The sequence below is a fragment of the Sulfidibacter corallicola genome (assembly GCF_017498545.1).
Classification (GTDB): domain Bacteria; phylum Acidobacteriota; class Holophagae; order Acanthopleuribacterales; family Acanthopleuribacteraceae; genus Sulfidibacter; species Sulfidibacter corallicola.
Map to the genome: position 1 here is coordinate 9,246,884 of NZ_CP071793.1, position 23,225 is coordinate 9,270,108.

1 protein-coding gene is annotated in these 23,225 nt (G+C 65.7%); it reads right to left on the reverse strand.

Annotated elements, in window-relative coordinates; genetic code table 11:
* Positions 1-4 precede the first annotated feature (4 nt).
* Positions 5-22,888 (reverse strand): LamG-like jellyroll fold domain-containing protein, encoded by a 22,884-nt coding sequence (locus tag J3U87_RS27980; protein ID WP_237379086.1) that lies wholly within the window; start codon positions 22,886-22,888, stop codon positions 5-7.
* Between the last annotated feature and the right edge of the window lie 337 nt (positions 22,889-23,225).

Consider the following 23,225-nt stretch of genomic DNA (forward strand, 5'->3'; position numbering starts at 1 on the left):
ACGGTCAGCGCGGGTCTTCGATGAAGACCACCGGCATCGCGTTCGCCTCGACGGGTTGGCCGAACGATTCCTGTTGCAGCAGGATCTCGGGCTGCAGGTCACGCGCGGGGCTCGGCAGGTAGCCCTCGCAGCGCAGGTACCAACTGTCCGAATCCAGCGGGAGCACCTCGCGAACGCGAACCCGCGAGGATCCCGCCCGCAGCCAAAGCCCTTGCAACTCCAGCAGGGAGCGCTCGGACGTGACCTTCAGGACGGAACCGAGGTGATCCTGCAGCTCTTCCGCGATCTGGTCTTGCCCGATACGGTAGTGCGGCAACAGGTTCAGGAGGTCGGGGCGAGTTTGCGCGACATGAATCCGCGGGCGATCGCCGTGCCGGTCAGCCAGAATCAGGCTGCCCGGGTTGATCGCACCGGTCAGGATTCGACCGCCGAACCGGTGGCGCCGCTCGTGGTGCAGGGCCACGCGACCGCCGCCGCCGAAAGCCTCCTGTTTCTGTCCGCAGGAAACGTCGATGATTCCTCTACCGGAAATTTCAATTAATTTGGCGAGGACACTGCCGCCGGACGAGAGACCGAGGCCGCGTGCCCGAATGGTGCCATCCAGTACGAGCTCCGGAGCCTGGAGCATCACGGCACCACCGCCCCGTTCGCCACGGCCTGGCTGGACCGGCAGCACCGGCGAGCCGTAGCGGTGCTCGGCCGGTTCGTCCGTGGCCAGACCGCCGTGGGAGGCGCTGAACCGGTCTTCCGGATCGGTCCAGCCCTTGCCGTCCAGATCGATGACCGAGCTGGCGTCGATGTCGATCTTTTCGGCGGCGACGAGCTGTAGGCCGCCGATTTGACCGAAGGCCAGCTTGGGGTGGCTCAAGCTGCTACCGTCGCGCAGGTAGATGTTGCGCGCCACGATCGGTCCGGTGACCTCCAGGTGACTGCCCACCAACCACAGATCGCCGTCGCTTTCGAAGCCATCCAGGGTCAGGCGCTCGCCGCGGATTTCGGTGATCTCGGGACGATAGGTCGGTTCGGGCAAGGTCACACGTCGATCGGAGGACGCTTCCTCCTCGGCGGTTCTCTTCCCTGCCCCGGTCTTGGCGCTCGCGTCAAGGAACAGTGCGCGAACCTGGTCGGCGGTCAATGCGCGATCCCACAGGGTGGGCTCGTCGAGCGTGCCGCGGAAGGGTCGTTGATCGCGGTCGTTGAGTGCCCCGAAGGTCCAGGCCCGAGTCGCGGCGGCAGACAGGCTCGCGGTACTTTCACCGGCCAGCACGCCGTCGCGGTAGAACCGCAGGGTGCTGCCGGCGGCCGTGACCACCAGGTGTTGCCAGACACCGGCCTCGATCGAGAGTCCGGACTCGATGCGGGCGCCGTCGCCCATCCATCCGAGCCGATCCTCGCGGCTCAGAACCAGCGCCATGCCGTCGGACGCGCCGAGGTTCGACACCAACGCCATGTCCTGACCCGATGCGCTGGGCAATGCGGACGGTTTGACCCACATCGACCAGGTCCATTCGGCCGGATTCAGGACCGAATCCTCGGGCACCGCGACGTAGGCGGGATCGTCGCCGAAGCGCAGCGCGCGTCCCGCATGGCCGTCCGCGCTCAGTTCGGCACCGTGATTGAGGCCGTCGTGGCCGTTCTGGGTTTCGGGTACGGTCACCACGGGATCGGCATCCGTCTGCCAGGCCGGATCGGTGAATTGACCTGTTCGGCCGTTGGAGGAGGCGTCCGCGACCACCGCGTTCTCGGTTCCCAACTTCCACCAGCCGTAGAGGTGCTCGCTTTCGATCAAGCCGGATTGGGCGGGATCGTCGCTGGCCAGATCGTGCGGGTGCCGATGGGCGTAGGTCACGTGATCCGCGCCGAAGGCTGCCCGCCAGACCTGGACGTTCCAGATGTTGCCCTTGAAGTAACGGGACCAGTTGAGCGCCTTGCCGATCTGCGGGCTCACGACCGCACCGGCCTCGCCCAGGCCGCCGCCGCTGTTTTGGAAGGTGGTGTCCTCCTTGTCCAAGATCCCATCCACGTATAGCGCGATGCGGTTACCGGTGTAGTCCAAAACCCCGACCACGTGGTGCCACTGCCCGTCGCGAATGTCGTCGCTGCTGCGAACCGACACGGTGGGATCGGCGTCCAGACGCTGTCCCATCACCTCGGGTCGCCCGTTGTTGAGCTGCAGCAACAGGTAGGTTTCGGAGGTGCTCCGGCCGCTGAAGATGGTGCGGTTGCTCGAGGCATTGGCCTGTGGATCGACGCGGACCCAGGCCGATACGGTCAGCCCCTCGGCTGCCTGGATCAAATCCTCGGCGCCCGAGATGTCGACGACGGAGCTGGTGCCGTTCCACAGGGCCTTGGTTTCGGTGGCCTCGGAGAAGTCCATCGGCCAGTGGGCGATGGGCGTTTCCGACGTGGTGACCGGCGTCGTGTCGGATTCGGTCGCGGCCATGGCCGTGACGCCCGGCCCCTCGTTGCCCGCCGCGTCGAAGGCGACGATTCGAATACCGTACTCGGTGCCCGGATTCAGGCTTTCCACGCTGAAGGCGGCCGTGCCCGCGCCCAAGCTGACCGGCTGGGTCGCACCGTCGAAGAAGACGCGGTAGCCATCCACGGTGCCCAAATCGGGATCCGGCGCCGTCCAGGTGAAATCCAGGCGGTCGAGGCCCGGGTTCCAGGTCAGGTCGCGAATCGCACCCGGCGGTTGGAGGTCTTCCACCAGAGGTTGCAGCCCGCCCGTGGGTTCCGCCTGATGGAGACCGGCGACCTGACCCGCAGTCAGCGCGCGGTCCCAGAGGCTGATCTGATCGAGGCGACCGTCGAAGCTCATGCCGCCGAAGTGGTTGGTGGCCCAGAGCCAATCCGCATCCGCGAGACCCACGGCCTGCGTCGTGTCGAGCGAGGCCGCTTCGACGCCGTCCAGATAGAGCCGCATGCGATCTCCACTCTGCCAACTGAGCACCGCGTGGTGCCAGGCATCGGCTTCGAGTCGTCCCAGGGCACGCAGGCCGCGGCCGTCCTGCAGGCGACAAGCGAGGTAGTTTTCCTTGTCGACGAAGAGCTGGAACCCGGTCCCATCGTCGGCCTTGCCCAACAAGGCGACTTCTTTCCCTTCGGCGCTCGGCAAGGCGTCGAGACGGAACCAGAGGCCCAGGGTCATGGCCGGGCCGAACGTATCTTCGGGTCGGTGGTCCACCAGGACCCGCGACGATGTGGCGCTATCGAAACGCAACGCTTCGCCGAACAACCCTTGATCCAACGCAGCACGGCGATTGTGGCCGTGACGGGTGCCGCGACGATCGCGCACCGCACCCAGCGGGTCGGCATCCTGAATCCAGGTGGTGCCCAGTCCCTCGCCGTGGAAGCCGTTCCCGGAGTGGTCGACGAGCGTCGAGCCGCTGCCGGCGTTGAGTTTCCACCAACCCACCAGTTGGGTGAAGCGGTCGAGCCCGCTCGAGGCCATCTCCGAAACCAATCCCTGGGGACGGTCGAAATCGTAGGCCACGTGGTCGGCGGTCCAGGCGGCCCGCCAGATCTGAACGTTGTAGATCTGACCGGTGGGTCGCTGGGAATAGGTACCGTGATTGCCGATCTGTACGGATTGGCTGGGTACGTCCTCGGCCAAGCCGCCACTGCCCTGGAAGGGATTCCGCTCGTTGACCTGAACGCCGTCCACGTAGAGCGTCATGCGGTCGTCGAGGTAGTCGATGACGCCGACCAACCGGTGCCAACGACCATCGCGAAGATCGTCCGCGCCGCGAATGTAGCGCGTCGTCTGGCTGTCCAGCCGTTGGCCACGAACCTCGGCCTGGCCGTTTTGCAGTTGGAGCGCGATGTGGTAATCGGCGCTCAGATGATTCGCGATGCTGAGGACGACGCGCGTGCTGCGGTTGATGTCGGTGTCGGCCGGCAGCTTGATGCTGGCCGCGAGGGTCATGGCCGAGGCACTTCGACGCACGTGCGAAGCGCGGCCCAAGTCCACGGTCGCGTTGCCGTCGAAGTACAGCGAGGCCGGTTGGTTTTGGGGCTCGTCCAGGTCCCAATGGGCCACCGGGTTGGGCAGGTCGGCGATCACGGGATCGGCGACCCGCGTCCTGGCCGTGAAGACCACGCCGGCGCTCTCGTTGCCCGCGGCGTCGACACTGGTCAAGCGCATCGCCACAGCCTGGTCGGCCGCCAATCCGTCGACCAGGTAGGTGCGCATGTCCGGGCCGAGCACGACCGGATCCGCGCCACCAATCCCGTCCAGATAGAGGTGGAAGGCGGTGGGGGCCTCCCCTTCCGGAGCCAGCCAGTTCAAGGTCACCTGGCTGGTGGTAGGCTCCCATGTCAGGTTTCGCGGATCCGCCGGCGCTTGCTGGTCCGCCAGCACTTGATCCAACGAGGAACCGGCCACTTGCAGCACCTGGCCGCTGGTGAGGGTCTCTTCCCAGAGCGCCACATCGTCCAGCGAACCACGCAGGCCATCGCCTGATCCGGTATTTCCGAAGGTCCACACACCGCCGGAGACACCCAGGGAACCCGAGGCCGCGGATTCGGCGGTCACGACGCCGTCCAGATACAGGCGGGTGTTTCCACCCACGTCGTGGCTGACGACCACGCTGTACCAGCGACCCGTGGTCAAGGCGTTGGTGCCGGTCAAAAGCACGCCACCCAGATCCAGCTCCAATTGATCGCCGGCGTTGATGCGCAGGTGGGGTCCGCCCTGGGGTTGACCGACCAGGTGCATGGCCTGACCCGTGCCGGAAGGCAACGCATCCAGTCGCACCTTCAGGTGCATGCTCACCTGGTTGTAGGGTTCCAATGCCGTTGACGTGTGCATGACGACGGCATCGCTCTCCGCCAGGAGAAGTGCCGATCCCGGAGCCAGATCCTGGCGGGACGCCGCACCCTGGTTCACGAGCATCGCCTCGCCATCGTCGGCTTCGATCCCTGTCAGCGGCAGCGTGCCCGATACCTTGACGGCGCCTTGGTTCTCGCCGTGAAATCCGTTGCCGGAGCTGTCGGTGATGCGATCGGCCAGCAGGTCCTGGTGCAGCCAGATCCCCGCGGGCGGCATGGTGGCGCCGCTGTCGGTGGTCGTCAACGGACGCTGCGGATTGCGGAAGTCGCGTTGCACGGTTTCCGCCGACCAGGCCGAACGGTACACCTGAGCGTTCCAGATGCTGCCGTCGAAGTACTGCGAGTAGCTGCCGACCCGACCGATCTGCACGTAACGCACGTCGCGGTCGATGGTCTGGCCGGGATCGCCGTGCAGCGGTTGACGGCGCGCCATCTCTTCCCCGTCGACGTAGAGCACGGCCACGTCGTTCTGGAAATCGAGCACGCCAACGAGTCGGTGCCAGCGATCGTCGTTCAGCGATGTGTTGTCGCGAATGGATCGATAGCTGAGCGTGTCCAGGCGCTGCCCGATCAGTTCGGCGCGGTAGCTGCTGAGGCGCAACACGGCGTAGAGATCGGACATGTGGGTGTCGGCAACGGTGAGCACACCGCGATAGCCGGCGGAGGCCGAGCTGGGGATCTTGACCCAGGCCGCCAGGGTCAGCGCGGCGGCACTGCGTCCGATGCCGGACGCGTTCGCCATGTCCACGTGGGCGGCAGTGCCGTCGAACTGCCAGACCGGACCACGATCCTCCATGTGATCGAAACTCCACCAGGCGGTGGGCGCGGGCAGACTGGCACCGCTACCACCGGAGGTGAGCGCTTCCTGGGTCAGCCCCTCACTTTCGTTATCCGAACCGTCGATCGACGTAAGTCGCAATTGATAGGTGGTGCCCGGCTCGAGACCGGTCAAGGTGTATTGCGTTTCGTTGGTGAGCGACGCGACCGGATTGGCCGAGCCATCGAGGAAGAGCCGATATCCGGCGAGATCTGCGTCCGGATCCTCGGGGGCGGTCCAGCTCAGGTCCAGGCTGGTGTCACCGGGCGTCACGATCAGGTTCTGCGGGTTTGCCGGAGCCGTCACGTCGCGCACGAGCACCGACCGCGTCACGTCGACCCGGTTACCCGCCAGATCGATCGCCGTAAAGGTCACATCCATGGTGCGGTCGCCACCGCCGACCGGCGCCGTCCAGGTCTGTTCCTCGGTCAGGCTTGCCTGGGGCGGATCGAGCGGGTTCACGCGCGTTTCCTCGGCGAAGGTCGTGTGCACTTCGCTCAAAGCGCGGTTGTCGCTGAATTGGACACGGGTCGTCAAGTCCGCGCCGCCGTCCACTTCGGCGTTCTCCAGCGGCGCCTCGATCTGCACTGCCGGCAGCGTCTGGTCGGCGGGCACGACGGACAACGTCAGCGCGGATATCGCCTGGTTGCCGCGCGCATCCACGGCAGTCGCCCTCAGTTCGAACGAGGTCGTCTCCGTCACCGACGGCGCCTGGAGATCGAACACGAAGGGTCCGGCACCGGCCAATTGATGGTCGGACCCATCGAAGTGCAGCGTCAGGCCGGTGACCGCGACGTTGTCGACGGCGGTCACGGTGACCTCGAAGGCCTGGCCGGATTCCACGCTGTTCTCGAAGGCGGGGCGAACCAGGATGTCGCCCGTCACGGGCGGCTCCAGGTCGACCCCCTCGACCACTTGGTAATCACCCTCGGCCGGGAACTGCAACGTCACGCGTGCATGCTGTTGGTACACCGTCGCGATCGGTGCCCGGCCGCGGAAGGACCAACCGGCCGTTGGCACCGGATCGACGGGCCGATCCAGCACGAGCCGGTCGGGTGTCGCTTCCATCACGATGTAGATCGCGCCGTTGCTGTCGTCGATCACCTGGAGACCTTCCACGCCGATGCGCCAATCGGCGTTCGGCACGGCGATCACGCGGGGATCGGCCGAGGCCTCGGCGAGGACGTGGGTTCCGATACCCCAGATCGGCGTATCCAATACCGTCGCGTTGCCCGGATCGCCGTTGACCAGGTACAGGTCGCCGTCGCCGGCGGCGCGGTCGCGCAGGTAGAGCGTGCCCGCGCCGAATTGCCGGTTGTTGCGGATCGGGCTCTTGGCGCTGGGCATCCCGATGAAGTCGTTTTGGTCGTAGTGGATGGCGATGCGTCCCGCCGAGGCGGCGATGCCGTCGGCCGAGCCGCCGTCGGCCAGGATCTGGCCACTGCCGCTCCATTGGCCGATCTCCAGCCAGATGCTGCCGCCCATGAAGCCCGAGGCGTCGATGGTGCCGTCCAATTGAGCCGTTTGCGCGGCCACATGAACGCGCCCGGCACCGCCGAGAAAGCCCGGCGTTTGGGGATGGAAGGCCGACCCATAGGGGTAGCCGCCGTTCTGGTTGTCCGACTCGCCGCCGTGGCCGCGACCGAAGTCGATGCCACTGAGGCCGATCAAGGCCAGATAGTCATCGGGTTTGGAAGCGTAGCCCTTGCCGCGCACATCGATGGCCGAGGTCGCATCCAAGAGGAGCTCCTGCACGGTCAGGTCGATACCCGCGAGGCGGGTGTAGGGCGAGAAGTTGAGCGAGAACAAGGGCGAATGCGTCAACACCGAGCCGTTGGTCAGCTCGAGCCGATCGACCGCGAAGGGTTGGTCGAGCATGAGGCTGGCCCCGTCCAGTTCGATGTCCGTCAGGTTGTGGGTTTCGTCGACCACCAGGCCACCGTGGCGCCCGGCCAGGGTCAGGGTCGTGCTCGGCAGGGTCAAGCGCCGCGCCCACAGGGTGGCGGGGCGGTCGCTGCGATCGCCGAAGGTCAGCGCATCGTGAACCACCAGGTGATCCTCCGTACGGAACTGGGCGAAGCCGTCGAGATGCAACTGGTCCAGGTGCAGCGTCGCGCTGATTTCCACGCCTGGCGTCAGGCTGGGCAACGACTCCGAGACCGTGATCGAGGTCGGCGTGTTGGCCAGGATCTCCAGCTCGCGCTCGCCGGCGCCATCGGGGACCCTCAGGTACAGACCCGCCAGACTGAACGGGAACTGGGCGTCGGGATCGTGCAAGGTGGCGCCGTCGACGGAGGCGTTCGCGCCGAGCGTGTGGCGGCCGAGCGAGACCATCGGCGTGGTGCCGTGGGTGGTGGCTTCGCCGTGACCGTGCACGATCAGGTCGCCATGAGGCTGATCGGGTCGCTTCAGGAAGATCGTGCCCGAACCCGAGACGTAGGTGAATCGGTCGCTGTCGCGATCCTTCAGGCCCAACGCCTCCAGACTTCCCTGCCACTGGGCCATGTCCGTGTAGTAGAGAGCGATGCGGCCGCCGCCGTTGACCTTGCTGGCGTACACGCCGCCGTTGGCCTGAATTGCGCCGGTACCCGACAGGGTTCCGGTCTCGATCCAGAGCGCACCGGCCCGCGGCTGGGTCTCCACGGCGGCAGGCGCCAGCAGGCCGTCGACACGCAATTGAGGCGTTTCGACCTTGAGTCGGCGACGCAGGTAGCCGACCGCGAACGGGCGCTTGAAGTCGCCGTAGGTGGGCGACCAGACATACACCGCGTAACTCTTGGGTTGGCCGATGCCGCCGAAGCTGGTGCCCCAGTCATCGCCGTCCAGGGTCGTGTTCCCCCAGGCCAGGCCCTCGGCCGACTCCGAGAAGCCGGTCAGTTTGCCCGTCGTGTCGATTTCGATCGAGACGTTGGCCTTCAGGTGATCCACTTCCAGAGTGCCGTTCTGGATGTGAACGCGATCGGCGTGAAGCGTTGGCGTGACGCCGTCGGCCGGGCCGGCCACGCTCAGGGTGCCGTCCTCGATGGTGATCTCGCCAATGCGGTTGCCCGCCTCGGTCGCGGCGATCACCAGCGAAGCGCCGTTGCTCAGCGTGACGCGGTCGTAGTCGACCGGCGCCTGGATGGTCATCTGGAAGTTGTCGAGCATCAGGTGGCCGTCGGCCACTTCCGGAGCGCTCGGGAAGGTGCGTTCCCCGTTTTCGAAACGGTGTCCGGCATCGAACTGGCTGTCGTAGATGAAGATCAGGTCGGTCGTATCCAATCGGCAACCGGTACAGAGATCCAACTCGGCCAGTCGAACGGCCAGTTGCACTTGGTCACCGATTTGGATGGTACCGGTTCCCGCCAGGCGGAATACCGCGTCGTCGCCCACGGTCCAATTCGCCAGGATCGGCATACCTTGGGTCCTGTCGTCGTTGACGATCAGCTCGTAACCGCGGAACCAGGGGCCGACCACCAGACCGGGTACGGTCAGTGTGGTTTCGCCCGCAGCGCCGTCCACCTGCACCTCGGTTCCGGCGGGCAGGGTCATCGGCGGGAACGACGGCAGCGGTGTGATGGTCTGGTCGTCGGCGGGCACCTGGTTGTCAATCTCCAGACGACCCAGCGCGGCGTCCTTTTGCTTGAGGAAGACCGTGCCGGAGCTGTAGTGACCCCGACTGTCGAAGGTCAGGTGGGCCGCCGACCGGTCGTCGTAGTGGACCGCGATGCGGCCGCCCCCGGTTTTGATTTGGTCGGCGGTTCGCGCGGCCGAGAGATGGATGTCGCCGGCCAAGGTATCGACGTCGAGCCAAATGGAACCGGCCGCCCCGCTCTCCGAATCGGCGTGGAAGGCGCCGCCATCCACGCGATTGGCGCGCAGGTAGATGCGGCCGCCGACCTTGGAACCACTGCCCGGCATGTCGGGGTGGAACAAGGAACCGTACACCTCGCTGTTTTCCACGTCGTTGAGGCCGCCGTGGCTGATTTGCCCGGCCCGATCATGAGGCACCCAGAAAGTCTCGATGCCCGTGACATCGAAGCGCGAGGAGGCATCCATGATCACGTGATCGGCTTCCACGTGCAGCCAGGGCAGGTAGGCCACCGAGGACTTCACATAGGTGGGCGTGTGCCGCAACCGGCTGTTGGTCAGGGTCACGTCGCCGAAGCGAATCGGCTTGTCCAGGTAGAGCACGCTGTCGGTCAGACTCAGGTCGAGCCCGTCGAGGCCAGGTTCGTCGAGCGTCAGGCGCAGGTTCTGTCCCGTCAGGGTGAGCGTCTCACCCAAACCGTGGATGTCCTGGGCCCAAATACTGTTGACCGCCTCGCCGGCTTCCAGGTCGAGTTGGCCCACTTCCAAGATACCGTCGAAGCGGAGCATGGCCCCCCGATTCAGCGCCAGACGGTCCAGCTTGAGCACGAAGTCGAGCCGAGTACCGGCGGGCACGGTCGCGGGCAGGGTGCCCGAGGTCGGCGGTGCCAGAAACAGTGTCGAGTGGCTGTTGTTCACGATCCGCGCCTCGTACGGGGTGGCGTCCACGGTGAACCGCACGAAGAGACCGGCCAGACTGGGCGGCAGATCGAACCAGGTGGCGTCCTTGATCACCAGCGGATCGGGGTCCTCGTCGGCCAGAGCCAGGTTACGCCGGCCGGGCGAGGCCACGCCGGTCAAGGCGTAGCGGTGGGTCAGCCGTTCCTCCTGGCTGACATTGGGGTAGTCGCGTTGGTTCACGATCAGCTCACCGTGGGCCTGCGCGGCGCCTTTGACGAACAGGGTGCCGCTACCGCCCCAGTAGGCGATGTGATTGGTGCCGGTATTGGGGTTGTCGAGGCGAACGGTGAAGCGATCCATGAAGGAGCGATCGTTGCCGTAGTGCACGGCGATGCGGCCGCCCCCGAACTGGTGGTCCTGGCCGGACTGGGCCGAGAGCGTACCGGCACCGGTGATGACGGGCGCGCCCAGCCAGATGGAGCCGCCGGTACCGGGACCCTCACCGTCCGCGCGAATGGTGCCCGCCAAGTCGAGGCTGCCCGCTTCGAGCCGGATCACGCCGCCGCCTTTCACCGAGCCCGGCCACTGCGGGTAGATGGCCGACCCGACGGTGGGCACGTCGGTGTAATGGGCGAAGTCTCCGAACTCGTTTTCGCGAGCGCCGAAACCGCCGTGCGAGCGCAGGTTCAGCGCTTCGTCGGCCCAGATGGGCGCCTGGTGGGTCACGCGGTCCACCCCGGAGGTGGTGATTTCACTGGTGGCGTCCACCACCAGGGCGCCGGTGACTTGGGCCTCGATGGTGTGGGCGGTGAAATCGGCGCGCCGGTCGGCAATGGTCCACGTCGATGCCGAAGTCAGGCTCACCGCGTCGGCCCGCAGGTGGGGATGGCCGGCGTCGACGCCGTCGATCAGGGTCGAACCTTCCAGGGTCAGGGTTTCGACCTGGAGCGGTTGGGTGAAGGTCAGCGAGGAACCGTTGCGCAGCGTGAGGCGTTCGACATCCATCGGGAAGTGTACGATGAGCTGGTAGTTGTCCAGTTCGTAGACGGTGGTGCCGTCGTCGTTGAACAGCTCAGCCGATCCGTCATTCAGCGTTTTGATGGTGGTCGGCGCGACCAGTTCGGTCTCGGCGTTGAGCGTGCCGCCATCGACGATGACCTCGTCGTGGATCAGGAAGGGATCGGGGGAGTAGAGGCTCGCCCCGCCGCGCACTTCCAGGACGTCCAGCACGTGCAGGCCGCTGTAGCTCGCGCCGGCCGCCAACGACGGGAAACTGCCGTCGGCGCTGAGTTGATCTTCGGTGTTGGCGGCAATCGGAATCGGCTCGTGTTCCGGCACCACGACGTGGAGCCCCACCAGGCTGTCGTGGCCGCGGAAATCGCCGCCCTCGATGGTGACGCCGCCCGTGGCTGTCGCAGCGGTGCGCTGTCCCAGCCCTGGCAGCGGCGTGCTGTCCGCGGGCGCGGCGTGACCGCCGTTGTCCACCAACAGCCTGCCCAAGGGCCACTGTTCGGTGCGGAAGAAGATGGTGCCGGCACCGCCCTGGGCGTAGGGATCTACCACGTCGTAGCCGTAGGCCGTGATCGATCCGGTGAAGGATTCGGTACGGTCGACCAGGATAGCGATACGTCCACCACCACTACTGTAGAGGTTGTTGGGGACGCCGAACCTGCCGTTGGCGCGGAGGTGACCGCTACCCGCGAGCTCCTCGCCTTCGAGACGGATCGAGCCGCCCGAAACGTAGCTGCTCGTGCTGCCGACATCGACGAGGCCTTCGATGTTCAACACGCGGGCGGCCAACTCGACGCGACCGCCGCCGAGCGCGATCCCGTTGTCGCCCCCGAAGCTGCGCGCTTCGTAGAAGCTGCCATAGCTGCGATGCAGGTTGGGCGACGCGGTGGTGAGCCCGCCGTGGTGGCCGGCCGCGTAGCCGAGCGCCACCCCGTTGGTGGTGGCCGCCACCTCTCCGTGGACATTCAGCGTGTCCGCTTCGAGCCGCAGCCAAGCGCCGCTCTGGTTGGGCGGTGCGGTCAGGCGGCTCCCGGTCGGAACGGTGAGATCGTGCCCGCGCAGGGTGCCATCGAGGTACAGGGTCTCGCCTTCCCCAACGGTGAAGTCGTGGGCGTGGAAACGTCCGGTCAGGGTGTTGGCGCCCACACGTTGCACCTCGAATCCGTCGAGATCGATCTCGTGCACGCCGCCACTGAGCTTGGCGTCCTCGAGATGGATCGGACCCGGAACGCGGTGCCCGGTCAGGTGGAGCCGGCTCTCGGCGCTGACCTCGATGCGATCGAAATCGAATTGGACGTGAACTACTTCGCCGTCGGCGAAGTCGGGGAAGGATTCGCCCTCCCGCGAAAGCAGGGCCGAGGGCATGCTGGCGCCGATGGGATAGCGCTGACCGGGATCGTTTTCCGGAACCAGCGCGTAGCCGGTGTAGCGCCCCGGCGGCACGAACTGGTTCAGCGCCAGGCGGTCGACGAAACGGCCGTCGATCTGTTCGTTGTGGAAGATCTCGAAGTCGGTGCCGGCCACCAGGCGCAGCTCGGCGACCGGGGTCTTGTTGGCTGGATCTGCCGCGGCGATCTGGGCCACGCGCAGCAGGTCGAAGGTTCCGTCGGGTCGCGCGGGATCGACCTGGCGGATGTAGATGGTGCCGGCACCGGCGTCGTCGCCGCCGAATGCCTCGAGGTTGATGCTTCCGGGATCGCCGTACACGGCGAGCCGTCCACCGCCGCCGCGCAGGGCCGGTCCGGTTTCGAAGGGACCGCTGAAGCCGTTGGCACGCGCGGTGCCGTAGCCGTGGATCGCGGTCCCGGCGAGCAGGATGCTGCCACCGGCGCTGCCGTAGTTGGTGTTGGGACCGTCGGCCGAGACGGTGCCGGACAGCCACAGGTCGGCGGCATCGAGGTCCACGGCGCCACCGCCGTTCATCGCGCCTGGCAAACCGGGGGCGACCACGGAGCCATAACTGTGTTCGGCATCGTCCTCGTCCCGTTCCAGGCCGCCGTGGCTGCCGCTGGTGCCCTGGGGATACTCGAACGGCGCACCGGGATAGCCCTTGCCGTCGACGTCGACGCGACTGCCTGCGTCGACCACCAGGTGGCCGGCCACGCGAAGCTCGGTGAAGGCCACGTCGTTGATGTTGGTGCCGGTTTGGGTTTGGGTCAGCACGGCGCCGTTGACCAGAACGAGGTTCGCGTATTCGTGGCGGCCGTCGATCGTGTGGGTGCCGCCGGCCAGGATGTGGGTGGCGCCGTCGAGGGCCAGGTCGAACCGACTGACCGTCAACGGAGCGGCCTCGTTCCAAACGGTACCGGAAATGTTGTCGATGCGGGCCTCGGCGTCGGCCGCGTTCCCGCCCAGGTCGGTCACCCGCAACGTGGCGGTCAGGCTGGCCTGCTGGCGCATGGACTCGGGAACGTCCACGGCGAACGCCAGCGGGAGCTGGGTCCCGTTGAGCGTCTCACGATACACTTCCTGTCCGTCCAGCAACAGGATGCAGGACTGAAGTCCGTCAGGATCGGTCGCTTCCGCGCGAACCTCGAGCCGGAGTCCCGCTTCGAGGCTCAACGGCAGCGGCATGCCTTCGAGCGGGGACTGCAGCACGAGCGACGGCGCGCCCGAGGTCACCACCGCACGAATGGTCAACGGGTGTTGCACGCTGGTGGCGTTGCCGCGCCGGTCGTAGGCGGTCACCGTGAAATCGAGGATTTCGGCGGCATCCACGGGCGGCGCGGTCATCGTCAATTCGAAGGGCGCATCCGTATCGGTGGCCCAGGTGACGCCCTGATAGGCCAGCTCGACGCGGTCGATCCCGCTGGGATCGTCGGCCGTGACCGCGAAGGTGATCGGTTGGCCCTCGTCGAATGCGGTCTCCGCCGCCGGGCTCTGCACAGTCAGGCTCGGCCCCTGCAAATCCCGCTGCACGGTGAAACTGCCCGTCGCCACATCGGTCTGGTCGCGATGGTCGCTGAGAACCAATTCGTAGTTGAGCACGCTGCCGTCCGGGATGTAGTAGGTCGGCAAACGGTGGGGTCGGTCCGTATCGAGGATGGCACCATCGAGGGCCTCCTCGAACGTCAGGTCCCAGTCGCCGCTGAAGGTCAGCCGATACTCGCCCAGCGCGCGGTCGTCGCGCACCTGCAGGGCGAACCAGCGGTCCAGAAGCGGATCCAGGGGGTTGGGGAATTGGACCAGGTCGATCTCGGGCGGTTGGTCGACCGCCATCGTCAGCGTACCCAATTCCATAGAGGTGCCTTCGACCGTCAGTTCGCGGTACAGGTACTCGCGGGTCGGCAGGTGGTCGCCTTCCAGTTCGAGCGGTCCGTGTGGCACGTCGGCCAGGGTGAAGGATCCGTCGGCGGCGGTCACCGCTTCGGCGTAATCGTGGTTTTTGTCGAAAACGCGGAGCGTGACACCGTTGGCCGGGGAACCGTCCACGTGGTGCAGGACCCCACTCAGGTCGGCCGCGGGCGCCAGGAGAATGTCGCGTTCCAGGACCTGACCGGCCGTGCCGAGCTGGCCCGAGACCAGGCCACGGCGCTTGCTGACCGGTTCATAGGCCTCCAGCTCGAACGGCCAAGTGGCGGTTTGCTCGAACAGGTAGCTGCCATCGCCCTGGGTGAGCGTGGTGCGTTCGAAATAATCGGTCTTGCCGGGAAACGACAGGGTGACCTGGACACCCGGTACCGGCTGAACCCCTTCGTGATCGTAGACCACGCCGCGCAGGGTCCCCTCACCCACGAGGTGGATGTCGGTCCCGTCGAGAATTGCCTGGTTGACCGTCAGCCGAGACATCTGCATGGTGCCGACCATGTCCGCACCCTCGGCGTAGACGCGGTGAAAGCCGAGCGGCAGCAGATCGAACAGGTAGATGCCGTCCGTGTCGCTGATCTCGCGCTCCGCGCCGATCTCGAGCACCACGCCGGAAACGGGCTCGCCGTCCGGACCGTAGACGGTGCCGCGGTAGCCGCCGTGTTGGGTCATTTCCAGACCGAGGTTGTAGGCCGGACGACTCAAATCCGTCTGAACCCGGATGCGGGCCCCCAGCAAGCCGCCGCGCGCCCTGAGCGTGTGGTCGCCAGGCGCGACGTCGTAGAAGATGGCGCGGTCCTGGGCGTCGGTGGCGACCGGCTCGCCCCGATCGAGCGTCACGCTGCCCGCGTAGGGTTGGCCGCCCACCGTGGGCCAGGCCACCACGACGCCGGCGGTCAATTGCACGTCGACGGAAATCTCCGTCGACGCGGTAGCGCCGTCCCGGTTACCGACCTGAATCACCAGGCGGTTGTCGCCCGGGGTCGCGCTGTCGGGCAGCAGGTCCAGCGGCGTGCTCAGGCTGTCGGCACCCGTCGTAAAGAGGTAGCTGATGTCCTCGTCGTTCCACCACACGCGGGTCCGCGCGGGATCGACCGCCGAATCGGCTTCGTTCTCCACCAACGGAAAGGTCAACGGATGCGGCAGGCTGGTGATCTGCACCTGGGCCGGGGCCTGCAGCTCCGGCGCGATGCCGTCGAGGTACAGGGTGCCCAGGTCGATGTCGGCCGTCACCATGCCGAAGTCGAACTCTTTCAGGAGCCGACCGCTCTTCAACACACCGGTGAGCGTGCTGCCCACGGGCACGTGATCGATGAGGAAGTGGCCGCTGGCGTTGAGCTGCACCATACGCCAGAGCCCGTCCTTGATCAGGTACAGGGCCGGCTGTCGGGCGGGCAGGATTTGAAAAATCGCCTGGCCGCTGACTTCCGCGGTGGCCGCGGTTTGAATCGGAAGGTTGTTCAACCCGGCGATCAGGGTAATGTCGTGGTCTTCCTGGATCCAGCCCGCTTCGGCGTACAGCGAGACGCGGTAATTGCCCGGCGTCAGGTTGTCGAACCGGAATTCGCCGTTGGCGTCGATGCTTTCGGTGCCCAGGCGGGCGCCGCCGCTGTCGAACAGGGTCACCCTTCCGGAACTGTAGGGCACCGTGTCGGCATCCACCACGCGACCCAGCAAATTGGATTGGGCCTGAAGCAGGACGTCGAAATCCAAGCGATCGCCGCTGGTCATGTCGAATTCGAATTGGGCCACCAGATCGGCCAGCGGGTCTTTGGCGATCAACCGGTAGGATGCCGGATACACGTGCTGGATCCGGTAATGGCCGTTGCTGTCGGCGGTGGTGGCGTACACTGGGTGGAAGCGGGTCGTGCCGGGTTCGCGACGCCAGAGTTCCACGATCGCGTCGGCGACCCCGCTCAGGTCACCGCGAATCACGTCGCCGGCGAGATCGAAGCTGGGCTGGAACTGGATATCCTGGGTGATCGAGGCGCCGTCTTCGGGGCGCGCCACCTCGAACACCGGACTGGTTTCCGTCAGGTTGGCGTCATAGGCGCTCAGGCGATATTCGCCCTGCGGCACGTGGGTGAAGAAATAGGATCCGTTGGCCATGATGGTGCTGGTGAGCACGGCGCCGAGCTCTTCGACCTCCAAGCGCACATGCCCGGCGCGAACGGGCGTGCCGTCGCTCAGGGTCACGGTGCCGCTCACATTGGCGATCCCGCCGAGGGGCAGCGCGAGGTTGAATCTCGGCTCCAGCGACCCGTTGGGACCTGGCTCGATGTTCAGGGTCTGGGCGGTGCGCCGCGGCGAGAAGCGGTCCTTGGCGAACAGCGTCACCTCGCCCTGAACAAGCGGGTAGAACTGAAAATCGCCGTTGTCGTCCGCCTGGATCTTGATCTTGGTCGGCGTCTCGACCCAAACCTCGGCATAGGGCGCCGGGCTCCCGTCCTGATAGGTCACCTGACCGGTTCCGTGGGTCGTCGCCGTGAGGATCAGGTTCTCCTCGTGGTGCTCTCCCGTGTGGGCGAGGACCACCTCGTAGACACCCGACACGAAGGTTTCGGGGTCGGTCGTCGATACGCGAACGCGCTCATTGAGCGGCACGCCGCTCTTGTAGAACCGACCCTCGGCGTCGGTGGTGATGGACCAGCGTTTGACGCCGATGTCGCCCCAGCCCCAGGTGAAGGTCACGGTCACCGGACGCGAAAGCGTTTCACCCAGGCTGTCGCGTACCTGGCCGCCGATGCTGCCCCAACCCGGAAACCGCACGGTTTGTTCTACCGGCGAGACCGAGGCTTCGCTGATCGAGAAGGAATCGCGCAATTCCAAGCGCAGCTCGGGATGTTCGGCATAGGTGTAGTAGCGACCCTTGATCAAGCCGTTCAGGCGGGCCTGGCCGTTGGCGTCGGTGAAGACGATCTGTTGCAGATGGTTGTCGGTGCCGTCGACGATCAATCGCACATTGTCCGCCGGGGTTTCGTCCGCGTGACGCACCGTGAGCAAGGCCTCGTAGACCGGCTCGTAATGGAGGTCGCGGGTCACGGTCTCGTCGGCGAGCGCCAGGTGCACGCCATCCGCCGCCCGCGCCGGTGTCGACGGGGTCTGGCTGGTCAGTTCGTATTCGCCCAACGCCAGGTTCCGGAAGCGGTAACGCCCCGCGCTGTCGGTACCGGTGACCAGCGAGAAGTCGCCGTTTTCCAGCCGCACCGTGGCGCCGGCCAGGGGTTGACCGTCCCGGTAGACGATGCCCTCAAGGTGTGCCAGCGGATCGAGACGCAGGACTACGTCCGGGTTCGGCAGAAACGGCGACGTGGTCACTTCCATGTGGCTCTCGAACGCGGTGCGCGGATCGGTGCCCTTCAGCCGGTAGGTGCGCATGGGCAGATCTTCGAAGAGGAAACGGCCGGCCTGTTCGCCTTCGTTGCCCGTGACCTTCTGGTGCAGCAGGGATCGCTGTCTGAAGAGTTGGACTTCCGCATCGACCACCGGCAGTTCGTCGTGATCGATGAAGGTCCCGGCAATGCTGGAGGCGGCTTCCAGTTGGACGGTCAGGTCCAGGTCGCCGCCCGCCAGAGGCAGCGAATAGCGCCGCAGCCCGGTCAAGCCGTTTTGACCGAGCGCCTTCACCGTGAACTGGCTGACCGGGAGGTCCGAAAAGTGGGCGATCGGCGCGTCCGGGGTGATTTGGATTTCCCGCTCCACCCAGTTCAGGTTGAAGTGGGCGCCCTCGCCCGTGTCGGGCTGGTACACCACTTCCCGGTAGCGCATTTGGACCACCGCAAAATCGGCCTGGCTGCCGTCGGCGTGCTGCACGCCGATGTGCACGTTGCCCTTGCGCCGCAGGATCATGTCGTGGCGGAAGTGAAGGTCCTGGTGCAGTTGCAGGTTCTCGACGGCGAAGTGGTTGTCGTCCGGGCGGTACGCGGCCAGGTGGATGAAGGTGGGTTCGCTGGTGTTGACCAAGTCCTCGAAATGGTAGAAACCCTCCGGATCGACCGCTACCGTCGCGGTCAGGCCCGTGGAGGCGATACGGGCCATGACGAGCGTGCCCGCCGGCGCCGGTGAGACACCGTCCACATCGAAGATCTTGCCGAACAGGTTGGCCGGATCTTCGTGGGCGAACGCCAGGCTGATTTCCTGGATCGTCCCACCTTGCGGCTGTAATTCGAAAGTCAGCGGTTCGGTTTCGCCGAGCTGCGGGTGCACACCCTTCACGGTGACCGAACCGACCGGAATGCGGTCGAATGTGCGCCTGCCCTCGTGATCGGTCACCAAGCTGTAGAGCAGCTCCTGACTGGGCATGCCCATCGAGTCCAGGTGGATCGAGGGCGCCTGGCCGGTCACTTCCACGGTGCCGATGACGGGGTTGCCCAGACCGTCGGTCAGGGTCACCCGAAACGACGAGAGCGGTTCGTGTTGGACGAGCACGTTGTCCAAACCCTCGAGGCCCACGAACACTTCGGTCATCGCGATGGAGGGCGGCATCGATCCGGTAAAGTAGTTGATGCCGGTTTGGATGCCCTCGCCGGGTTCGGACAGGGGATGGCCGCTGAAATCGGCCAGGGAGCCTTCCCACTCGCCGTTGCCGTTCGTCGTGGCGAATATCTTCGGTTTGCGGCCGTCGTTGTAGGGATTGTAGATGTTGGCGAAGGGAATCGGATCGCCCTCGGCATCGAGGTAGCGGCCGCGCACCGCAACGGGTTGGCGCAGGACCAGGACCACGTTGTCGGCGTGGGGGTTCTGGGCATCCAGGGAGACGGTGGCGGAGCCCTTGAGATCGGTGCCGGGACGGGAACCGAAGAGGCTGATGCCAAAGGCGAAGGGGATCCGTTCGAAGCGAAATTCGCCGTCGGTGTCGGTGATGAAGGTCCCGCCTCCGAGGGTGGTCACGTTCGCGCCCGCGATGGGGTAGCCGTGGGCGTCGACGACCGTGCCGGAGATGGTGCCGCCCTCGCGGCTGCTCTGGTCGTAGTGGAAATCGTAGTTGGCTTCGGCATCGGCGGGCAGTGTGACTTTTTGGTAGCGGTAGACGGCATCCTGGTGCCAGGCGAACAGGACGCCCGTCCCGGCCGGTGCATGTTCCAGACGGAACCGGCCCTGGTCGTCGGCCTGGGTCAGGATGTTGACCGGATAGAGAAAGGGGCCGAGGCGGACCGTGCTGTAGGTTTGCCCTTCCAGGACCCAGCCCACGACGGCCCCGGCCAGGGGTGCCGTGCCGGCATCGGTTTCGACGGTGACCGTGCCCGTCAGGGTGCCGGTGGGTTGGTTCAGTTGTACGTCGATGCGAAGCGGCGACGTCCGTTCGGTAAGATACCCGCTGCCCATGGCGATCAGCCCGTTCCGCGCCCCGACCTTGACCAGGACCTGGCCGACTTCGAGCCCGTCCAGGTGATAGAATCCCGAGGCATCGGTGCGGGTGATGGCCGCGCTGCGTTGGGGGTTGTCCTGGCTGGCGCCGTAGACTTCCACATCGGCGACCGGTTGGCCCGATTCGTCGATCACCTGGCCCCAAATCGAACCGCGTTGCAGAAACGCGAAATCGGCGGCGATTTCGCCACCGACGCCTTGAATCGTGAAATCGCGCGTGTCGTAGCGCCCGTCCTCCAGCAACACGCCCAGCCGGAACTGTTCGAGCAAGGCCTGGGTACTCTCGCCAAACGGATAGAAGGGCACGAAATCGAACCGGTAGCGGCCGTTTTCGTCGAGTTCGACCTCGTCGATCACGCGGTATACGGGTACGTCGGGCGAATTGACGATATCGCGGAGCCAAAGGTACACGCGCCCCTGGGAGAGGTCGGAGCCGTTGCGATCCACCACGGTGCCCGCCACGCTGGTTCCCGTGTAGAAGCTCGATCCGCGAAAGATACCTTCGAGGGTGGGCAACCGCTGTCCGTCGCGGGCTCGGGCGCCGCGGATCTCGTAGCGAATGTCGTGATAGGGACCCAGCGGCTGGCGGGCACCCACCACCAGGAAACGGCCGTCGGTCTGGGCTTGGACCGAGTAAGCGGGCTGCCCGTTGAAGAACAGGTGTTCCTCGATCGGGTCCAGTGACGCGAGATCGACCTCTTTGGAGAACGCGAGCAGAATGTCGCGCCCAAAATCGTCGGCCTGGTGCCAAATCAGGCGGTCCAGTTGCGAAACCGACAGGAGATCGAACGATTTTTTGGGGATCAGGTCGCCGCGGTGCTCGCTGACCTGACCGTTTTGGTGCAGTTGCAGAAGCCCGAGTTCGTGATCGAAACCGAAGCGAACCGGGGTGGCGTCCAACGTCACGGCATCGCTGCCCACCAGGTACTGCGCTCCCGCGGAGGTCTGAGGCAGCACGACCTGCGTGCGAACCTGCAGCGGCTCGCTGTCGCCCTGGTCGCGTGCGAAGGTCAGGGTCGGCGTGGTTTCGCCACCACCGTACCAAATCAAGGTGCGCCGATCGGAAAGCGGGAACCAGCTCGCAAAAGGCAACTTGCGTTCGGTGATACGGTTGCCCAGTGCGCGGCCCGCGCCATCCTCCAGTCTCCAGGAGAACGGCCGATCCGCATCGAGTATCGCCATGAACAAGCCAGGCGTCGCCTCGTTTTCCTGGGCCAGGAGGCGGAGCAGGCTCGCGTCGTCCATCCCGGCGAAGACCGCGGCGAGGCGGTCTCCCCAGGCCTGTTCCAGATCCAGGCTCTCCTGCTCGATGAACCGGCGACGCAACAGGTCGATGGGTTCATGGTCGGCGCCGCTGCGCATGAAGTGGGTCAACAGTTGGGCGTGACTCTGGCGATCGGTGAGGCCCAGTTCCAGGTTGCGGGCGGCCTGGGCCATACCGGTGTTGAACGTCTTGACCGCGGTCGGCGTCACGGGCAGCACCCCTTCCGGCAGTTCGCTCTCGGCCGTCTGCGAAAAATCGAGCAGCTTTTTGCCCATGCGCTTCAACTCGGCGCTCAGGGAAGTGCCGAAGGCGGTTTCGAAGGCCGGCGGGAAATGCAGGACGAAGGGCGAAAGCCGTTCACCGGTTTCGGCGACACCGACACCCAGGGACAGATTGCTGGGCGAGCCATCTTCCAATTTGTAATAGGACGCCACGACGGTGCCGGTCACGCGCGACACGAAACGGTAATGGATGGTGCCCTCACCGCCGGCTGGAATGGTGGGCAGACTTTGGATGGGGTTCCAGCCGTCCTCCAATTGGGTGCCGATCAATTTGAACGGGTCCAGCTCCACGCTCAGCCCTTGGAGCGGCACGCCACCGCGATTGGTGAAGTGCATGTAAAAGTCGTAGGCCTCGCTCTCGGCCACGGTGTCGGGGTGCTCGTAGGTTACCGAGAAATCGGGGCTGCGCACGTACACCATGCCGGTCGCGGAGGCGCTGACAGGGCGGGTGCCCTGGGGAAGATCGGCCTCACCCGTGATCGAGACGGCGACCTCGTACATGCCTTCCACGTCCCCGATGAGCAGGAACTCGGCCGACGCCTCCTCGCCGGGATCGATGTAGTCGGCGTCGTCGCCCGTGCCAGGTAGTCCGTCGACACCGGTCGCGGTCATCGGTTTCTCGACGGAGGACGCACTGTCCTGCTGGGAAAGGCGCAGCGGCACACCGTAGCGGGTGGCCTCGGGCAGGGCGATGCGGGCCTTGAGGTTGCGAACCTGGACCTGATAGCCCTCGGGCGCCGCGTTGAGCACGATGCCGGTCACGCTGAAATGGCTCTTGAGGTAGTTGAAATTGCCTGGCACCGCCAGCAGGCTGAGGATGTGGTAGCGGTCGGTTTCGGGCTCGGGGTATTCCCGGTCGGCGTAGGGCATGCCGCCGGCGGAATTGCCCAGGCCCTCCGGCACCCACATGAAATGAACGTAGGGTTGGAAGGGGTCGCGAATGATCTGGGGTTGGATCATGCGGCTGCGTTTCTTGGGGAGTAGGACCGGCACTTCCACGTCGACCTGCTTGGCGCCCATGACCAGCGACATGTTGAAGGCCACCGATTCGAAGTCGTCCTCGCTGAACAGGTAGCCGCGTCGCTGCAGCTCGCCCATGTCCAGTTCGCGCACCTCGACCCGCGTCACCACCAGATCGCGGACCACCTCGATTTCGGCCTGTTGCGGTTGGGCGTAGGCCAGCACGCGCCCATCCTGTTCCAGGCGGACATCGGTCAGGCGGTAGGTGCCCTCGCTTTCGAAGACGGTTCGATCCAATTGGATCGTCAACCCGTCGGCGGCGGCCTGGTCGACGGCGATCGGCGTCGTGATGCCGGGACCCTGGAGTTCCGCGCGCAGGCGGGTCGCCTGGTTCATGTCGCCGTCGTAAAAGAGTTGGAATTCCACATGGGGTTCGGGATGACCCAGCAACAGGATCTGTTGCGCGGGCTCGAGGCGCAGGCCCAGCCGTTTCATTTCGAATAGGGTGTCCGAGGCCAGGGCCGAAAGCGTGAGGCCCAGCCAGAGCGGGGCGAGCAATCCAACGAGTTTCCGGGTCATGGTGTCCTTCCTTCGAATCGCGATGGTGGTGGCAGGAAGGCGGCTGGCGGTGCGGGGCCGGCCGGACCTTCCGCGGAGACGGAGTGCTCCGCTTGATGGGGATCGCAAAAACGAAGGGTCGAACCATCAACCCAATTTCAAAAAAACGCATTTTTTTCGAGAACGCGGATCTGACAGGCGTTCAGGGGGACAACAAAGCGATGCCGGGCCCTAGGTTCGGCTTGGGCCACGCAACGCTTGGGCATTTTTTTGGAAGAGAACTTTTTGCCCACGAATCACACGAATTGACACGAATCAACACAGTGCCACCCGGCTGTCTCCCCAGCACGGCGGGAAG